The 17,462-nt window shown below is 47.0% G+C and carries 15 protein-coding genes; 10 read left to right on the top strand and 5 right to left on the bottom strand.

The features are described from left to right. The first annotated feature begins 392 nt into the window (after positions 1-392). On the top strand, positions 393-1,112 hold the full coding sequence (locus QZ367_RS09695; protein WP_291940155.1) for a TerC family protein: 720 nt from the start codon (positions 393-395) through the stop codon (positions 1,110-1,112). A 173-nt stretch (positions 1,113-1,285) separates the two neighbouring features. Continuing rightward, positions 1,286-2,596: a hypothetical protein gene (locus QZ367_RS09700; RefSeq protein WP_291940156.1), complete on the top strand. Its 1,311-nt coding sequence runs from the start codon at positions 1,286-1,288 to the stop codon at positions 2,594-2,596. Positions 2,597-2,991: 395 nt separating this feature from the next. On the opposite strand, the gene QZ367_RS09705 is transcribed toward QZ367_RS09700, so the two are convergent. The 3 genes from QZ367_RS09705 to QZ367_RS09715 form a co-directional block, all read right to left on the bottom strand. Continuing rightward, positions 2,992-4,020: a DUF3137 domain-containing protein gene (locus QZ367_RS09705; protein ID WP_291940158.1), complete on the bottom strand. Its 1,029-nt coding sequence runs from the start codon at positions 4,018-4,020 to the stop codon at positions 2,992-2,994. A 378-nt stretch (positions 4,021-4,398) separates the two neighbouring features. Beyond that, on the bottom strand, positions 4,399-4,959 hold the full coding sequence (locus tag QZ367_RS09710; protein ID WP_177389396.1) for a Fe-S-containing hydro-lyase: 561 nt from the start codon (positions 4,957-4,959) through the stop codon (positions 4,399-4,401). A gap of 10 nt (positions 4,960-4,969) precedes the next feature. Next, complete coding sequence (locus tag QZ367_RS09715; protein WP_291940162.1) at positions 4,970-5,815, bottom strand: fumarate hydratase; 846 nt, start codon at positions 5,813-5,815, stop codon at positions 4,970-4,972. A 199-nt stretch (positions 5,816-6,014) separates the two neighbouring features. On the opposite strand from QZ367_RS09715, the gene QZ367_RS09720 reads away from it, so the two are divergent. From QZ367_RS09720 to QZ367_RS09730, 3 genes are all read left to right on the top strand, one after another. Next, on the top strand, positions 6,015-6,572 hold the full coding sequence (locus tag QZ367_RS09720) for a NapC/NirT family cytochrome c (RefSeq protein WP_291940163.1): 558 nt from the start codon (positions 6,015-6,017) through the stop codon (positions 6,570-6,572). Positions 6,573-6,582: 10 nt separating this feature from the next. Next, the gene (locus QZ367_RS09725; RefSeq protein ID WP_291940164.1) at positions 6,583-7,983 is read left to right on the top strand and encodes a multiheme c-type cytochrome; all 1,401 of its coding nucleotides are present in this window, start codon (positions 6,583-6,585) and stop codon (positions 7,981-7,983) included. 280 nt (positions 7,984-8,263) lie between these two features. Continuing rightward, positions 8,264-8,680, top strand: a complete 417-nt coding sequence (locus tag QZ367_RS09730) for a hypothetical protein (protein ID WP_291940165.1) — start codon at positions 8,264-8,266, stop codon at positions 8,678-8,680. 1,249 nt (positions 8,681-9,929) lie between these two features. Here QZ367_RS09730 and QZ367_RS09735 read toward each other — a convergent pair. Next, complete coding sequence (locus QZ367_RS09735; protein WP_291940167.1) at positions 9,930-10,148, bottom strand: hypothetical protein; 219 nt, start codon at positions 10,146-10,148, stop codon at positions 9,930-9,932. Between the two features lie 180 nt (positions 10,149-10,328). Continuing rightward, positions 10,329-11,225 (bottom strand): tetratricopeptide repeat protein, encoded by an 897-nt coding sequence (locus tag QZ367_RS09740; protein WP_291940168.1) that lies wholly within the window; start codon positions 11,223-11,225, stop codon positions 10,329-10,331. Positions 11,226-11,623: 398 nt separating this feature from the next. Here QZ367_RS09740 and QZ367_RS09745 point away from each other — a divergent pair, with 398 nt between their 5' ends. From QZ367_RS09745 to QZ367_RS09765, 5 genes are all read left to right on the top strand, one after another. After that, positions 11,624-12,313 carry a response regulator transcription factor gene (locus tag QZ367_RS09745; protein WP_291940170.1) on the top strand — a complete coding sequence of 230 codons (690 nt, stop codon included), beginning with the start codon at positions 11,624-11,626 and terminating at the stop codon, positions 12,311-12,313. After that, positions 12,303-13,721 carry a DUF3365 domain-containing protein gene (locus tag QZ367_RS09750; protein ID WP_291940172.1) on the top strand — a complete coding sequence of 473 codons (1,419 nt, stop codon included), beginning with the start codon at positions 12,303-12,305 and terminating at the stop codon, positions 13,719-13,721. Before QZ367_RS09745 ends, QZ367_RS09750 begins: the two co-directional genes overlap by 11 nt. A gap of 104 nt (positions 13,722-13,825) precedes the next feature. Then, the gene (locus QZ367_RS09755) at positions 13,826-15,901 is read left to right on the top strand and encodes a cytochrome C (protein WP_291940175.1); all 2,076 of its coding nucleotides are present in this window, start codon (positions 13,826-13,828) and stop codon (positions 15,899-15,901) included. A gap of 51 nt (positions 15,902-15,952) precedes the next feature. After that, a complete protein-coding gene (locus QZ367_RS09760) occupies positions 15,953-16,726 on the top strand; it encodes an FKBP-type peptidyl-prolyl cis-trans isomerase N-terminal domain-containing protein (protein WP_291940177.1) in 774 nt (257 codons plus the stop codon). 28 nt (positions 16,727-16,754) lie between these two features. Beyond that, positions 16,755-17,462: a 4Fe-4S dicluster domain-containing protein gene (locus QZ367_RS09765; protein WP_291940179.1), complete on the top strand. Its 708-nt coding sequence runs from the start codon at positions 16,755-16,757 to the stop codon at positions 17,460-17,462.

A 17,462-nucleotide genomic window follows, 5' to 3' on the forward strand; every position in this document is an offset into this window, starting at 1 on the left:
CCCCCTCCCCCCAAAAACAACCCCCCCCCGGCGGACCCTAAGCACATTTTTCCCCTTTACCCCCTTAAAGTGAATTTTTTAAAAAAAAACCCCCCCCCCCCCCCCCCCCCCCCCGCTTAAAAACGGGTAAATTTATAGCCTAAATTTTAAAATTTCGCCGCAAAAATTTCGCTCTCTTAATCCACGAAATTCCGTGCGCCGCAATTTTGCCGCGCATGCGGCGCTTTGCGCCTTTTAGCGAAATAATCTTGCGGTAAAATTCCAAGATAGCCCGTCCGCATCGCATCGCCGAAATTCCCCGCGCAGTTTTTACGCGCAAAGGCGGTAAAATTTAGAAATTTTAACCAAACTTTCGCTATCATCACGGCTTAAATTTCACCCAAAGGAAACCGATGTTTGAATGGATCGCCTCACCTGAGGCATGGATCAGCCTGGCGACGCTCACGGGGCTTGAGATCGTGCTTGGCATCGACAATATCATCTTTATTGCGATTTTGTGCGGCCGCCTGCCTGAGGCGCAGCGCGGACGCGCCCGTATAATGGGGCTTGCGCTTGCGATGTTCACGCGCATACTGCTACTTCTTAGCTTAAGCTGGATCATGGGGCTAACTAAGCCGCTATTTAGCGTGCTTGCGCGCGATTTTAGCGGACGCGATCTCGTGCTGATCGGCGGTGGATTGTTTCTGCTCGTCAAATCCACGCTCGAGATCCACTCCAGCGCCACTGGCGAGGCACACGAGCATAGCGCTAGCGGCGGCAAGGCGAGCTTCGGCGGCACGCTCGTGCAGATCGCCGTTTTGGACATCATCTTTTCGCTCGACAGCGTCATCACCGCCGTGGGCATGGCGCAGCACCTGCCCGTGATGATCCTCGCAGTCGTCATCGCCGTGGGCGTGATGATGCTCGCTAGCGGCGCGATCGCGCGCTTCGTGGACGCAAACCCGACGATCAAAATTTTAGCACTTGCGTTTTTGATCCTAGTGGGCGTCTCGCTGATCGCCGACGGGCTGGGCTTTCACATACCTAAGGGCTACATCTACTTTTCGATGGCGTTTTCGCTGCTTGTTGAGCTCATCAATATCCAGATCCGCAAAAAATCCGCCGCGAAATAGGCGGAACGGAATTTTGCGAGATCTCAAAGGCGCGCATGGGCTTTGCTAAATTTCTTTCACCGTAGCAGATCAAACTTGCTCGCGGCACGGTCAGGGATTTCAAGCTAGAGCCCGCGGCTGCAGACACGACGAAATTTAGCTTTACGCTGGAGGGCTTGCGCTTTGCGGGAATTTTGGACTTAAGGCGCGACGGACTCTATCTGCCGATATGCGAGGACGACGAGCTGGCGGTGATATATGAGGCTTCGAGTTTAAATTCCAGCCGCGAGGCTTTGAGGGGCTTAAATTCCCGCCGCAGCGCTTTAAACGGCGCCGATTTAAGCGGTGAAAATTCCGCAGAGCGCCCTAACTGCGAAGTTTCAAGTAGCGGAAATTCCACCGCCGCAAATTCAAACCGCGACGCATATAGCGATACGGCGGCAAGTGCGCGCCAAAATTCTGTGGTATCTGATTTATCGGATAAAGATCGCAGCGGTATAAATTCCGCCGCTTTAGGTTTTATCCGCAAAGATTTAAGCGGCTCCCTCTCTTTAAATTCTACCCGCGAGGAGCACGGCGCTTTGGCAAACTCCGCCGCTTCCGTCCTTCCGCTAGATTTCGTTAATCTAAGCCTAGGCGCGCAGCGCTGGAAGGACGCCGGCAGCACGGCACTCGCCATGATATTCGCAGCCTTCGGCGTAACGCTAGCTGCGATGAGTATCTACTGCATAATCTTCATCTTTGATGCAAGGGCTCCTGTGGGGGCGATAGCCCTGCCCGTCCTTGTGCCTTTTGCGTATTGCAGCTTCAAGTTTATGCGAAGAGACTGGCGCGCCGCGAAGTTCGGACGCATATTTGCGGCTCTCGCGCACTCCAAAGAGCCCAAGCGAAGCGGCGAAGCGAGCGGCTACGCCAGCGGCATGCGCGTGCTGCAAAGCGGCGACGTTTATTATTTTGGCTTCGCGCTGGACGGAGTATATTTATCGGGCGATAGTAAGCTGCAGATCGTTTCCGGCGCGCTACGTTCGGATCAAAATTTAGCGGAGCTCGCAGATGGCGAAAATTCTGCGGAATTTAAGAATTTAAACGCAGAAAATTCTACGAGCGTTGAGAATTTTGCGAAATCAACGAATTCTGCAAGCTCTGTAAATTCTGCCAACGCAGCAAATTCTATAAATTCCGCCAGCTCCGCCGAAGCCGCGGCATCCGCCAAGGCGAAGGACGCTTCGCAGAGCTTTGAGCTGCAAAACGGCGATATTCTCCGCGCCCGCTACAAGGACTACCGCGTAAGCGGACTGTGGAACCAAAGCCGCGGCATGAAGCTCGGCGATACGCGCAGCGGACTTCGGCGCGTGATAGATTTTATCGCGAGCGTGGCGCTACAAATAGGTCTGCGTCTAGGCGGCGCGCTCGTGCTGACGTGGCTCGGCGATCACATCGGCGGCTCCTTCGGCAACGCCCTAAGCTTCATCGGATTTTTGCTGCTGCTTAGCCTTATGCTTTGAAAGGCGAATTTCAAACGGCAGCCTCGCGGAATTTTGCAACTTCAAGGAATTTCAAATTTCGCAATTTCGCAGAATTCTACAGCGAGCGGATTTGGATTTTAAATTTTAAGGCTTTTGGGTTGTAAATTTAAAAGCGTAGAATTTCAAGGCGCGGAATTTTAATTTCAGAATTTTAAATTTTGCGGCGCAGAATTCCGTAGCATGGATTAAAATTTTAAATTTCAAAACGCGCGGGATTTTAAGGCGCGTAAAATTCCAAAGCTCGAAATCCAAAAGCGGAAATTTAAAATTTTAAATTTCAAGGCGCGCAGAGCTGTAGCATGTGGAGCTGCGGCGCGGCGTGTGAAGTTATAGTGCGCGAGGCTGTGACACGCAAAGCTGCGGCGAGCCACCCGCTAGCTCCAAATTCTTTCGTTTAGTTTTAGGTTTTTTACGATCGCTAAAAAGTGCGAAAGCTCGCGCTTGAGCTGCGCGGCGGGGTCGCGGCGTAGCACGCTTTCGTCGATGTCCGGCTCGAAATTATCGCAGCCCGTATTTACGAAAATGTAAATTTTGCTATCTAAAAAGCTAAGACTGACGGGCGCGGCCACGGCGCCTGCGAAGTGCAAGAGTCTCCGCATAAAGGCGGGCGTTAGAATATACATCGCGCCCGCCGCGTCCGCGGAATACACGGCGAAGGCGGCGTTAAACTCCGCATCGTCCATATCGATCTTTTTTAGCCCGCCTGTGTTCGGCGCGCCGGCGCGAGCGGGAAAAACCAGGGTTTTGACGCTTATGCGTTTGTTAAATTCCGCGTAGAAAAAGGTGCCGAGGATTTCGCTTTCTGAAAATCTATTAAATAAGCTCACGTCACAAAATGCGAACTTCACGCCGTCATAAACGCCTGAGACCCTGTCGTTGCCGCCTTTGAATTTATCTAGTCGAAAAAAGAGCCCCGAGAGCTTAAGCTTGGCGGGATCGATACTGCCTCCAATATCGTATCGATAGCCGAACGCCTTGAAATAAGGCATTAGATAGTGCTCTTTAAAAGCGCACTGAAATTTTACCGAATAATCTTGTTTAAAGCCTCTAAACAATACGAATAAGCTCGAAGCAGCCAAGATTAAAGTTATAATCGCGAGTAAGATATATTTGGAAATCGTGGGGCGATTTTGTAAATCGTTTAGAAATAGGCTCATAACAAAAAGGCAGGCAGCGTAGATTATCTTAGCTTTTATGGAGCCTTCATCGCACAAAACGGCTACTATAAGAACAACCGCGAATAATCCGATAAGAGACAACAAATCTGCCATCTCTCCTCCGTCGCGTAGCTTGTATAACAAAAACGCGCCGTAAAATAGCATGCACGCCGCCGCGAAGATCGTATTTCTTTTCGCCTTATACAAAAGCCCCAGCCTGATCTGCTCCAGCTCGCTTGCGCTCATTTTGCCCCTTTTAAATTTAAGATGGATTATGACGCTTGCGGGCTTTAAATTTGCTTACGAACGGCGACGAAATTTTAAAATTTAGACTTGGATAAATTTGCGATTAAATTTTAGTGGCGGATTGTTAAATGGAGCAAAGACGGAATTCCGGTATAAATTTAAGCGGCGCAAAATTTTAAAATTCCGCGCCGTAAGAGAGATAAAATTTTACGGGCGCGCTTTAAATTCGCTATAAAATTTCACTGCGCCGAGCCGTAAAATTTCGCGAAATAGACGCCGCAGGTTATGCCGCAAAATTTACGAGCGCCTGAGCGAATGCCGCGAAATTTACGGACGCCCGCGCTGCAAAAAGCGCCGCGCGGACGCCGCTAGCAAAATTTAAATTTTTCTATAAGGCGCCTGTCCGACTTCGTAGAAGTTGTTGCCCTCGCTGTCGATCGCTACGATAGCCGGAAAATCCTCTACGGTAAGTCGCGCAACCGCCTCGGGGCCGAGCTCGGGATAGGCCAATACTTCATATTTTTTGATACTTTGGCTGATTAGCGCGCCCGCTCCGCCGATAGCGACCATATAGACGCAGCCTGATTTTTTCATCGCCTCGACGACGGCGTCGCTGCGGTAGCCCTTGCCGATCATGCCGTTGATGCCCACTTCGTTTATCATCGTCGGAGTATATTTATCCATTCGTCCGCTAGTCGTAGGTCCTGCAGCACCGATTGCCTGACCCGGTTTGGCGGGGGTCGGTCCCAGATAATATATAGTCTCGCCAGCTAAGCTTACGGGTAGTTTCTCGCCGCGAGCGAGAGTTTCGGTTAGAGCCTTGTGCGCGGCATCGCGGGCTGCGATGATGGTGCCGCTGATTAGGACGTTATCGCCCGCCTTTAGGCTTTTTACTACGCTTTTATCGAAAGGTGCGGTAATTCTTTTAACTTCTGACATGATTTCCTCCTTATAGTTCGGCGTCGGCATGGCGAGCCGCGTGGCAGTTGATATTAACGGCGACCGGAAGCCCTGCTATGTGGGTCGGATACCACTCTACATTTACTTTAACGGCGGTATTTATGCCGCCCAAACCCTGCGGACCGACGCCCGTAGCGCGCGCCATCTCCAGCAGCTCATCCTCTAGCTTGGCGTAGCGCTCGTCGGGATTTCTGCTGTCGATCGAGCGAACCGCGGCTTGCTTGGCTAAAAGCGCCGCCTTATCCATTGTGCCGCCGATACCGACGCCTACGACCATAGGAGGGCAAGCGTTAGGGCCTGCGTATTTGACCGCCTCTAAAAATACCTTTTTTACCCCCTCGATACCATCTGCGGGAACGAGCATTTTTAGTACCGATTTGTTTTCGCTGCCAAAGCCCTTAGGGGCTACTTTAATCTTAAGCTTGTCGCCGGGGACGATGCGGGTATTGATGACCGCGGGGGTATTGTTTGTGGTGTTTTTACGCTCAAAAAGCGGCTCTGCGACCACGGATTTGCGCAGATAGCCGCCTACGTATCCGTCCGCGACGCCTGCGTTGATAGCGTCCTCCAGATATCCGCCCTCGATATGTACGTCCTGACCGAGTTCGACAAAAACCACCGTCATACCGGTATCTTGGCAGATCGGCGCGACCTCTTTCGCCGCCAAATCGGCATTTTGCAAGAGCTTGCCTAAGATATCTTTGCCGATGGGCGAAGTCTCGTTCTCGCGCGCTTTCTCAAATGCTGCGCGCATGTCGGGCGTGACTTGATAACAGGCTTTTTTGCAAAGCTCGCTAACTACTTTTGTAATCTCAGCCGCTTGGATCGTTTTCATGATTTCTCCTTGTATTGAAATTTTAATGGATTATATTCCGTTAAACTAAAAACTTAGTTTAAAATTTTATCTTCATTTAATAAATTTTAACAAAAGGCTAGAAAATAAGCGGTTTTTAATCTTTTTATAATAAAATACCACTTTTCGAATTATCAAATACTAAAAATTTTGCGAAGAAATTTTAAAATCAAGGAAACCTATGAAAAAGAAAACTCTTGTGCTGCTCGTGGGCGCTTGTGTGCTTATAGGAATGATACTTTCTCTTGGGATTGCGGAGATGGTTCACCTTACGGGCACCGATAAATTCTGCGTATCCTGTCATACGATGCAGCCGATGGCAAACGCCTTTCACAACGATGTTCACGGCGGCAATAACCCGCAAGGTTTCAAAGCCGACTGCGTCGCCTGTCATGTCTCTCATGAAAATACCTTTATGTATCTTTGGACCAAGGCTCTAACCTCCGCAAATGATGTCTACAAGACGGTCTTTACCGATGCCGATAAGATCGACTGGCAAGAAAAACGCAAGGAGCGAAATCATTTCGTTTATGAAAGCGGTTGTCTAAGCTGCCATCGAAATTTAAAAGAGCAGAATAATCAAGTAAATAAAGCCTGGCTCGCGCATAGGGATTATTTCGCAGGCACTACTGGCAAAACCTGCGTGCAGTGCCACGAAAACGTCGGTCACAAAAATATGGGTATAGAGATTACCAAATATTGGGATAAATACAACCGAGAAAATAACAAAACCAAGTAAAGGAGAAGCAATGCTAAAAAAAGTCGCTATTTTAATAGCCTGTATCGCATCGTTTGCATTCGCAGAAATGCCCGCGCAGCATGCGAATATGTCCGCGTCGGACGCGAACGTAAGCAATTCCGTAAACGTTAGTCTTACGAAGAATTTAAAGGTAAATAGGCAGCTTACGCCGCTAGCTAGACGCTGTGTCGAGTGCCATGCCGAAAAAACTCCGGGCGTAGTTGCGGATTGGAAGATGAGCCGCCACGCTCACGTAGGCGTTAGCTGTACCGACTGCCACTCGCAGCCAGCAGATAGCCCTATGGCAGCTAAAGAGCCGCATCCGAAAGACACAGACAATCATATTTCGGTGCTAGTTAGCCCTAAAACCTGTGCCAAATGCCACAGTAACGAGGTTAAAGAGTTTGAAAACAGCGGTCACGCAAGAGGTGCTATGCAGATGCAAGCCAACAAAGGAATAGTTGATCTAATGTATCACTACGAAGGACGTGATATCCCTGATCTTAAACACGCGCCTGATATTACCGGCTGCTCTCAATGCCACGGTAGCGTCATTAAAATGGATGAGCATAACAAGCCTACCAAAGAGACCTGGCCCGTTTACGGCATCGGTACGGTTTATCCGGACGGTAGCGTAGGCGGATGCAAATCGTGCCACTCGAGTCATAAATTTTCGATTGCTGAAGCTCGTAAGCCTGCTGCTTGCGCATCTTGCCACTTAGGACCTGATCATCCGGATATCGAAATTTACAACAACTCAATGCACGGACACGTATTTAACGCTGAAGGCAATGAGTGGAAATTTGACAGCGCTCCTGGTACTTGGGCAGTTCCTGACTACCGCGCCCCTACATGCGCGACCTGCCATATTAGCGGCGGTGTGGGCGATCTAAACTCCACTCACAATGTATCTCAACGCTTGAAGTGGAATTTGTGGCAGCCTAAGAGCAATCTACGCACCGGCGGTAATGAGACCGCGGTAAGCGAGTTTTTAAATACCGGCAAGTTAAACATTGGTAATCCTTTGGCGGGTAACCTAAACGGTCCTGAGGCGGCGCGTGCCGAGATGAAGCAAGTCTGCAAAGAGTGCCACGCAAGCACCCACACGAATAATTTCTTTGAGGTGGGCGATAAGCAGGTACTTCTATATAACGTTTACAACGACGAAGCGACTAAGATGCTAAAAGAGCTTAAGGAAAAGAAACTTCTAAAAGACGATCCTTGGGCGGATGCGTTCCAGCGTATTTATTACACTTCGTGGCATCACGAGGGTCGCAGAATGCGCCAAGGCGCGCTAATGGGCGGACCTGATTATTCGCATTGGCACGGCGTATTCGAGCTCAAAAATGACATCAGAGAGATGCGCGAAATCTACGAGCGCCGCATCAAAACCGGCAAGATCGAGGAATAATCCTTCTTAGTCTGCTAAATTCTGCCAGACTAAACAGATCGAGCTTGTAAGCCCCTGCACTTCGCGGGGGCTTTTTTGTTTGGATAAAATTTTGGAATTTTATTTTGTAATCCGCGCAAAGCCCATCGAAAATCGCCCCTAAAAGCCACTACAAAATCACTATCTAATTATTTAAGATTATTGATAATTTATGACGGAAGTAGCTGATAAATTAGAGTAAATTTATCTCTTTGCAATCCAAAATTAGCTACAATCGCGCATATCATTTAAAAGGAATTTTATGGACAAGCAAACGGCATTAGACTTTTTGAGACTTCATCAGCCGATGCCTGCGCAGCTTTCGGATCAGCTTGTGGCAGAGTTTCGTGCGGTACGGGAGTTTTTGCGTGACAATCCATGTGATGAAGCGCTTGAGCCGCTTTTGCGCTCGCTAAATGAAGGCGACGGCGCAGGTGAATATCCACTCGTGGACGAGGTGCTAGGTGCGGCGGACGATGCTGCTGCGGTAGCTGCGATTAGAGCGGTCTTGGAAGATCCGAGCACGGGCAGCGGAGCGCGATTTTGGGCGACGCTTTTTAGCGTGAGCTTCGTCCGTAAGGAGCTCATCGCAAGCCTGGAGACATCGCTTAAATACGCAAACGATGATTTGATCGAGCTTACGAAGGAACAGATCGAAATGTTTAAGCAGCTGACGTAAAGCTAGCTGCGTAACTTATAGTTGCGCCTTGCTCACCAGATTGCGCTGCTACAAAGCAAATCCAAATTTATAAAAATCGGCTTAATCGAAGGCTGCTTTTAAATTTTAAAATTTTGCGGTCGCTTAAAATTTTTTAGAGGCGGCGATCGAGCAGGCGGCGCACTTTATTTTCTATGGGCTGTGGCAGGCGCCCTGTGCGAGGGTTGTTATCGGCAAAGATATAGCGTCGCCGCTAAGTGCGAGCGGCGCAGGCACCGCGAGATATGTATCTAGGAGGGTAGAAATTTCACGGCGTCGTTTGAAGTAAAATTTTAAATCTGCAGGCTTGTGATAGAATTTAAGTCGTAATAATGAAGCATAATTTAATATCGCTATGAGCTCACCGCTGAAATTTTAAGATTACGTCGCGCAGTGACGAGATTTCGCTCAGTGCGATCCGTACGAAATCTTAAGCCGTAAAGATAAGGCGGAATTTTTAATACGTGGCTTTTGAGACGAAATTTTAAGTAATGAGTTTGAGGGGGAATTCTAAAGCGCGAGTTAGACTATAAACTCGCACCGTCGGTAGAGGATGCCACGCCTTTTTGCGGGCTGAGAACTTCGACCGCGCAACAAAGAATTTCACGCTTTTAGCATTGCAGCTACGAACCTCGGCTACGCAACGAGTAAAACTGTGCTGCGGTTATACAACTAATGATGCCGCGCCATTTTGTAAGCGATCTTGTAGCGAGATTAGATTATTAGTCTCGGCGTGCGGCATAGGAATTTGGGCGGGTGTGATCCGTGCAGGATTAGATGGTGCAGATTTTGCGCCTCCATCTGCACCGCCAAAAATTCTACTGAGCGGAGTTACGATCTAGAAATTTTGCAACGGCACAAAATTGCCTAACGCGGATTTTGAGCTTGCGCGAAATTTCGCACCGGCTAGCATTTGAGAGGCGTAAAATTTAAAATCGCATATCGCTTTAAAATTTTAAACTTATGAAATTTGAGCCGCGCTTACTTTTAAATCCTAAATCACGCGCCGTGTTTGGTGATGAAATTTTAAAATTTTATCGCGCCAAGAGCAGCTCGATCAATCGGCGGACGCAGCTAAAAGTAAGATAGATAAAATGCATCAGCGCGTGAAGCGGGGCTAAATTTAAATTGCTGGCTAAATATTTTAAAGCGCGGCTTAGACCGCTACGCGGGCGTTCACTTTCGGTTCTAAAATAGTTAAATTTAGCGCTAGCGTCTGCGGGAGCTTCGGCTACCTGATTTTTGCGGTGCCGAAGCAAAGTCCGTTTTCGTTGCACTGCATATTTTCGATTTGCGGATCCTCGCTTTCGCCACAAATTTGAATCATCTGATGCGACGCCTCGTCCATTTTGGGCTCGCTGCAATGCGAAACTCCTGGCTTTGGCTGCTCTGGAGCGGAGCAAGCGCATATAAATAACGCTGCGCAGGCGAACAAGAGGGAGTTTTTCATTCTGAATCCTTTTAAAAAATTTTGTAATTTTATCTTTGTAAAACTGAAATTTTGCGGAATTTAAAGCGTTTCGGATAAATTTAACGCCCCTGCATGCCGAGCTGGGCGGCGAGCGCAGCGATGAAATTTTAAAATTTCATCGCGCCAATTCATATTCTTGCGTAAATTTTTAAAATCACCTCAGCGGGCAGCTTTTTCGCAAGATTTTTGCAGTATCTTGTTAGAATCAACACTTATGATTTTTTTGCCCAATTTGCACGCCTTGTCGTAGTATCTCATCGCCGCTCTTTGATCGTCGCTCTCTATATTAGAGGCGTATATCGCGCAAGATACCCAGTTCCCCTCAGAATCGCAAGATATTCTATACTCTTCGGCGATTTTTGCTTTAATTACGTCCTGCACAGCTCTTAAATTTTGCGCTTCAAGCTCAGCAGGTCTGCTGCAAAATTGCTTTATCCCATCGTTAAATGCGGGGTTATTTTGCAATGCGGGATCCGAGATATTTTTGCCAAGCTCGCAGGCCTTTTTATAGTATTTCGCCGCTTCTTTATTATCCTTTTCCTCCATAAATAAGGCAAATAACCCGCAAGCGAGTATATCGCCCTTGCTATCGCAATCTTTCTTGTGTTGCTCGGACGCCTTTGCTAAATTCGCGTTATCGCCGTCCATAACAGCCGCCAAAGTGCAGCTCTCTTTATCGCCCATATCGCATGCCTTTTTAAAGAACTCGAGAGCTTTTTTATCATCTTTTGTTACCTCTTTTCCTTCAAAATAAAACCCTCCTAATCCAAAGCAGCCACGAGCATAGCCGCCGTCGCACGCTTTTTTATAAAATTTAAAGGCTTTTGCCAAATCTTGCTTTACACCGAGATCGCCTAATACAGGGATATTTTCATATATCATACCGAGAGTAGCGCAGGCTTCCTCATACTTCACGGTTCCATTTTCATTCGTGAAATCTTTACCGCTTTCGCAGACCTTTACCAATGTATTTATTTGCTCATCCGTAAGCTCTTTTACCTCTTCGGCAAACATAAAATAGCTTAAAAAAGCCAAAGCTAAAATGATTTTTTTCATTTCTTCCTCCTTAAAATTTTTCGTATCATCTCATTTTTCGTTGCCAGATACTGTCATTTAATGATGTTAAAATTTTTATTACTTTCTTTAATTTTAAAAATTCCGCAGAAGTATACCCCCCCCCCCCCCCTTAATAATCACTAAAATTTAAACAAAGTATTGCTTATCCGCGACTCTTTTGCGCTCGCTGTCGTCTGCCGTAAATTTCACTCAAAAGCGGGGTTAAATTTTACGAAATTTCTAGGCATAAACAATATAAGCGCCATGTCATAGGTTTAAATTTAAAAACACAAGCCCTCTTTAACGTTGATTTAATGCTAAATTTATATAATTTAAGCGAGTTATATTTTAAGAGACGATTAAGAATGAAATGCGCTAAACTTGGAGGCGGATAGAGTATGCAAGATTACGAATTATTGGATGTTTTGTCCAATAAAAGGGTTCTTTGCCTAGAGGACGAGCCTGGGATTTTAAAAAATATAACCGAATCGCTACAGCTGTTTTTCGGCGAAGTAGTGGGGGTTAAGGACGGGCTGGAGGCGCTTGATGAGGCGATGAGCGGTTCGTACGACGCACTGGTTTTTGATATCGGCGTGCCGCATATGGACGGGCTAGAGGTCGTTAAAAAGATCCGTGCCGCGGGTATCAGCGTGCCGATCGTGATACTTTCGAGCCACACCGAGCAGGAGTATCTGTGGCGGGCGGTGGAGCTTAAGATCACTAGGTATCTGCCTAAGCCGTATGACAAAAACGCCTTTATAAAGGCGCTGCAAGACGTCGCTGCGGAGCTGATAAATCACGCGCCGATATTTAGCATAAGCAGTGAGCTGAAGTATGATTTTGCCAAAAAGATCATCTACGTCAAAGACAGCGCCTGTCATCTTTCCAAAAGCGAAAGCAAGCTTTTGGAGTACTTCTTAGCGCGCAAAAATCAAACCGTAACCTACGAGCAGCTATTCGACTACATGTGGGAGTTCGAGCAGCCCAGCAAGGAGGCGATCAAGGCGATCGTCAAAGAGCTACGCCGCAAGATCGGCAAGGACGTGATCAAAAATTTATATGCGGTGGGGTATCTCTTTGAAGTATAAATTTAAATTTATCGTAGCGGTTTTCGTGCTGCTATATATCGTAATTACGGCTTTGGTTTTTAACTTCTACCGCGAGCTTGCGCTAAAAGATACGAGGCGCGAGGCGTTTTATATCCTAGATACGATGAATGCGGTGCGCGATTACGTCTCGACCGTGCAGCGCCCGCTAATAAACGAACTTAAGGAAAAAAAGCTTCTGAGTGAGGATTTTTTCGATCCGAGGCTGATGTCCTCGACCTACATAACGCGCGAAATTTATAAAATTCAGCTCGCCAAAGAAAACATCAACTACGACTACAAGCTCGTCGCCACCGATCCGCTCAATCCCGAGCACGAAGGAAGCGAGTTTGAGAATGAAATTTTAGAGGGCTTTAAAGAAAACAAATATAAAGAATACTCCAGAATCGTCTATGATAAAGGTGGCGCCTCGTATCTTTTGAGCCTGCCGATAACAAACTCCCAGCCTTCGTGCACTGAGTGCCACAGCATCAACGCAGCACCTAAAAAGATGCAAGAGCTCTACGGCGATGTGGGAAATTTCAAAGGCGGCCTAGGCGATACGATCGCGATGATAAGCTTTAAAATTCCGATAAAAAGCATTCTGCTCTACCACACTAAAGAGTTTGTCGTTAGCGGCCTAAGCTTGCTTGCAGTGTTTTTGATCTGCATATTTTGTATCTATAAAATTCACAAAAAAAACGAGACCTTAAAGATGCAGACTCAGCTTTTACTGATAAATCAAAGCCGCCTCGCGCTCATGGGCGAGATGATCGGCAATATCTCGCACCAGTGGCGCCAGCCGCTATCGCAGATCAGCTCCACGCTCATAAATTTAGAGCTTTACAACGAGCGGGGCAAGCTCTCAAAAGAAAGGCTCGAGGGCGGCATAAAAGATGCGGGCGAGCAGGTGAAATTTATGAGCGATACGATCGAGGATTTTAAAAATTTCTTCAATCCAAACATGCCGAAGAGAGAATTTAGCGCCGGCGAAGCGATCGAGCAGGCGCGTAAAATTTTAAACGCCTCGCTTAAAAAACACGTCATCGATATAAGCGTGCGGATAGAGGAAAATTTCACCCTTTACGGCAACGTAAACGAGCTAATCCAGGTGATCATAAATATCATAAATAACGCAAAGGAGGCGTTTTTGGACGTACCGCTTAAACGGCGCGAGATTAAAATTCACTCATTTTTAAAGCAGGGCGAGCGAGTAATCATGATCGAAAATAACGCAAGCCGCATCGACGAAGCGCAGCTAGATAAAATTTTTGAGCCGCACTTTACGACAAAACAGCAGGGCAGCGGGCTAGGGCTATATATGAGCAAGATGATAATCGAAAAAAATGGAGGGAGCATAAGCGCTGCAAATTCCGACGAAGGCGCGATATTTACGATTGCTTTTCGTTAAATTTAGACTTCATTAAATTTCTCCCTTTTTCACCCTTTTTTGTTGATATTATTTTGAGCGTAGAACTTTGCTAATTTAAAATTTCGATTTTCAAAGGAGGAGCCATGAAAAAATGGAATAAGATGCTATTAGGCGCGCTAGCCTGTATTAGCATTTTTGCCGCAGGAGCCTGTGCTGATGAAGGCATGGGGCATGAGATGGAAATGTCGCAAAAATCGCGCGACGTCATCGCAAATCCTAAGGGCACGTTGCAAAGTAGAGGCGTCATATCCTTGCAGGACTACGTCGTAGAAGAGCGAGAGATGTATGACTGGCTATTTAAAAATCACCCGATTTTTACCAAATACGGCGGTAAGACGGTCGGTAAGATGGATGTACACGACCGAGGTTTGGAGTGGCTTGCGGAAGGGCATGGATTTGACTTTTCAAAGGCTAGCAAAAGAGACGACGGCAAGGGCTATAGCTCTATGATGTATAGAATCCCTGCGGGCTCTTCTTTGCAATTTCCGAATAAATTCATAGGTCCTGAAAAATGCGGCGAGTGCCACCCTGCACAGTATGAGACATGGAGCAGATCGCGCCACGCCACTACTATCCGCTTCCCGGGCGAGCACCCGGAGGTTAATAACAACCTAACCGATCCTGTATTTAGCCCGGATACGGCGTCGATCCTTCCAAAAGGTATTACCCCTGACGTAATTTATGCGACTGTTGGACACCTAAGAACAAAATTTGGCTACGTAGATGCATGGCTTCTACGCGGAACCTATCACGTAGAGGGCGGCTTGCTAAGAGATGGTACCGGTCAAATCGTAGCCGGCGGCAACCAATTCCAAAGGACTTGGGCGTTAAATTTAGACGATGAGACGGTCAAAAAGATTAAAAAGATTGTTCCGGAATTCCCAGGCACACTTGAGGAATACGGCGATAACGGCGGTTACGTAAGAGGTCTTGCGTCGTATGCTGCGAAATACAAAAAATCGATGTTTTTCCAAGCAAACAGCTCGTATTGCGAAGTCTGCCACCCATTTAAATTCGATTTTAAAACTAAAAAAGAATTCTATGCTGCTTTGGGTAACGCAAAAGAGCTTCAAAAGCACACTATCTCCAAAGGTATTACCTGTGAAGAGTGCCATGGAGCGGGCGGTCACCTTGACGGCGCTACAAATTTTAGAACCTCGAACTGCGAACGCTGCCACCAAAGATTTAACTATAGCCCTGATTTAGCTCGTGCCAATCCGCTAAACAACGGAAACCCCGACCTATCTCTTAGCTCTAAATTTAAATCCATGGGTCCAGGCTGTGGCTCTGAAGGCTCTCAATCATACTTCACGGCTCACTACGAGAAGGGTATGCGCTGCGTAACCTGCCACGATCCACACGATAACACTGGACCGGTAGTTGGCGATAAAACTGTCAAGGGCGTAAATTATAACTCTGAGCAGGGCTATTTGAGCGCGTTTTATACAAAGCCTAAGATCACAAAAGAGTGCAAGGATTGCCACCAAGAGCAAGCCTATATCGCCGCAAGAGCCGATACGCATAAAGACAATACCTGCGCATCTTGCCACATGCCGTTTATGATGAGCTGCGAGAACTTCTATGCTATTCAGTTCCAAGACAACGCGGGATTTGATACTCAAAGAAGATCGCACATCTGGAAGATCGACATCGATCCTGCTAGAAAATCTCTAGTCGCAGGCGATGCCGCCAAAGGTCCAAGAGATGCGAAAGACTGGCACTTCCAAAGAAATAAAGATGGACGAAATTTCGTCGATCTTATGTGGTCGTGCGCACGAACATCTTGGGCGGATAAAGATATGCAAGATACCAAAGGCTGCCACAGCCCTGTCGTTTCCGAGCTAAAAGAGACGCTTCACTTCAAGAACCAAAAGCAGGTTTACGATGAGGTTATGGGCTGGCAAACTCCGATTAAGAGCGACTTCTCGCAAGTTAAGATCGGTATTCAAGGAATTTACTCTATCCTTGAGACTAAAAAGCTTAACTCCAGTGATAAAACTCGCGTCTATGAGCTAATCGAAAAAGCTCAAGACACCGTCGATCTTATCGAAAAAGACGGCTCATGGGGTATGCATGGCTTTAAATATACTAAGCAAAGGCTAGAAGCCGCTAAAGAGTATATTAAAGAGGCTCAAAGAATTTTAAATAATAATTTATAATTCTTTCGGGGTCGCGTAAGCTCGCGGCCCCGAAATTTAAAAGGCAAATGTATGCAAAAAAAACTAAAAATTTTCTTGCCTATCGTTTTGGCAAGCTGCGCGTTGGGCGCGAATTTAACTACGCAAGAACAAAAAGAATCTTATAGCATCGGAGCTTCCACCGGAAGCTATGTTTCAAACCAGCTGCATTCACAAGCCGCGTTAGGTGTCAAATACGACTTAGATGCGGTAATAGAGGGGTTTTTGGACGCTCTTAAAAAGCAGCAGAAGCTAAAAGATGAAGAAATTATTGCACTTTTGAATCAAAGAGCCGATAAGCTAAATAAGATCGTAGAAACAAATTCCAAAGCGGAGCTTGATAAAAATTTAAAAGCGGGCAAGGAATTTATGGCGAAAAATGCCAAAAATCCGGACGTTAAAACCACAAAATCCGGTCTTCAATATGAAATTCTAAAGCTAGGTATGGGCGAAAAGCCAAAGCCTGAGAGCGTAGTAGTGATGAACTACAAGGCGTATTTGACGAACGGTAGTGTATTTGACGATACTTTCGCGTCTAAAATTCCGGCGCATCTTTCTATGATAGGCTTAATCGACGGATTGCGCGAGGGGTTGCTTTTGATGAATACGGGCTCGAAATATAAATTTACAATCCCTAGTAATTTAGCCTACGGCAACGTGGACGTAGATAGAATTCCTGCGGGTTCTGTGGTGATTTTTGAAGCCGAACTACTAAAAGTTTTAAAGCCCGGCGAGCTTGCCGATGCAGCCAAAAAGCTTAGCGAGAGCGAGGCTAAAAGTTTTCACGACGCGAATAAAACAAAGTAGTTTTGCTTAAATTTAGTCGGAGGAGAATATGCAAAAGCAAAGAAGAAATTTTATAAAATCCGCCGCACTAGGCTCTTTAGGGCTTGGCGCAATCGCCTCAAGCTTACTCGCACAAAACAGCGCGGATAAAAGCGCGCAAGACGCAAATACGAGCGCCAAAAAGCAAGAGCCGAAAAAGCCGCACTACGGCATGATATTCGATCAAAATAAATGTGTGGGCTGCACCGACTGCGAGATCGCCTGTAAAAAGGTAAATTTGGTACCAAAAGGCCAAATGAGGCTTTTTATCCAGGATAAAACCGATCCGCTAAATTTGAAAGAAAAGCGCTATGTTAGGGTTTCTTGTCAGCAGTGCGAGGACGCGCCGTGCGTAAAAGTTTGCCCGACGAAAGCCTGCCACAAGGACGAAAAAACCGGCATTACGACAATGAACACCGATGATTGCATCGCCTGTAAATACTGCATCGTCGCCTGTCCTTACGACGTGCGCTTTATAAATCACGAAACCAAAGCCGCAGAGAGCTGCAACTTCTGCTTGGATACGAATTTAAAAGACGGCCACGAGCCTGCCTGCATCGAGGCGTGCAGATACGAGGCGATCGTGTTTGGCGATCTAAACGACGAAAGCTCGCACATCAGCAAGCTACTTCGCGTAAAAGATAGCCTGCGCATGCATCCTGAGTGCGGCACGAAGCCGAGCCTACGCTATATTCCTGCGGTTAAATTGGGGGTGTGA

Origin of the sequence: Campylobacter sp., assembly GCF_019423325.1 — a bacterium.
GTDB lineage: Bacteria > Campylobacterota > Campylobacteria > Campylobacterales > Campylobacteraceae > Campylobacter_B.

Coding starts and splice junctions, on each gene's coding strand:
- QZ367_RS09755 (WP_291940175.1), top strand. CDS start 13,826: ATGAAAAAATGGAATAAGATGCTATTAGGCGCGCTAGCCTGTATTAGC.
- QZ367_RS09705 (WP_291940158.1), bottom strand. CDS start 4,020: ATGAGCGCAAGCGAGCTGGAGCAGATCAGGCTGGGGCTTTTGTATAAG.
- QZ367_RS09715 (WP_291940162.1), bottom strand. CDS start 5,815: ATGAAAACGATCCAAGCGGCTGAGATTACAAAAGTAGTTAGCGAGCTT.
- QZ367_RS09730 (WP_291940165.1), top strand. CDS start 8,264: ATGGACAAGCAAACGGCATTAGACTTTTTGAGACTTCATCAGCCGATG.
- QZ367_RS09720 (WP_291940163.1), top strand. CDS start 6,015: ATGAAAAAGAAAACTCTTGTGCTGCTCGTGGGCGCTTGTGTGCTTATA.
- QZ367_RS09740 (WP_291940168.1), bottom strand. CDS start 11,225: ATGAAAAAAATCATTTTAGCTTTGGCTTTTTTAAGCTATTTTATGTTT.
- QZ367_RS09745 (WP_291940170.1), top strand. CDS start 11,624: ATGCAAGATTACGAATTATTGGATGTTTTGTCCAATAAAAGGGTTCTT.
- QZ367_RS09695 (WP_291940155.1), top strand. CDS start 393: ATGTTTGAATGGATCGCCTCACCTGAGGCATGGATCAGCCTGGCGACG.
- QZ367_RS09725 (WP_291940164.1), top strand. CDS start 6,583: ATGCTAAAAAAAGTCGCTATTTTAATAGCCTGTATCGCATCGTTTGCA.
- QZ367_RS09760 (WP_291940177.1), top strand. CDS start 15,953: ATGCAAAAAAAACTAAAAATTTTCTTGCCTATCGTTTTGGCAAGCTGC.
- QZ367_RS09710 (WP_177389396.1), bottom strand. CDS start 4,959: ATGTCAGAAGTTAAAAGAATTACCGCACCTTTCGATAAAAGCGTAGTA.
- QZ367_RS09765 (WP_291940179.1), top strand. CDS start 16,755: ATGCAAAAGCAAAGAAGAAATTTTATAAAATCCGCCGCACTAGGCTCT.
- QZ367_RS09735 (WP_291940167.1), bottom strand. CDS start 10,148: ATGAAAAACTCCCTCTTGTTCGCCTGCGCAGCGTTATTTATATGCGCT.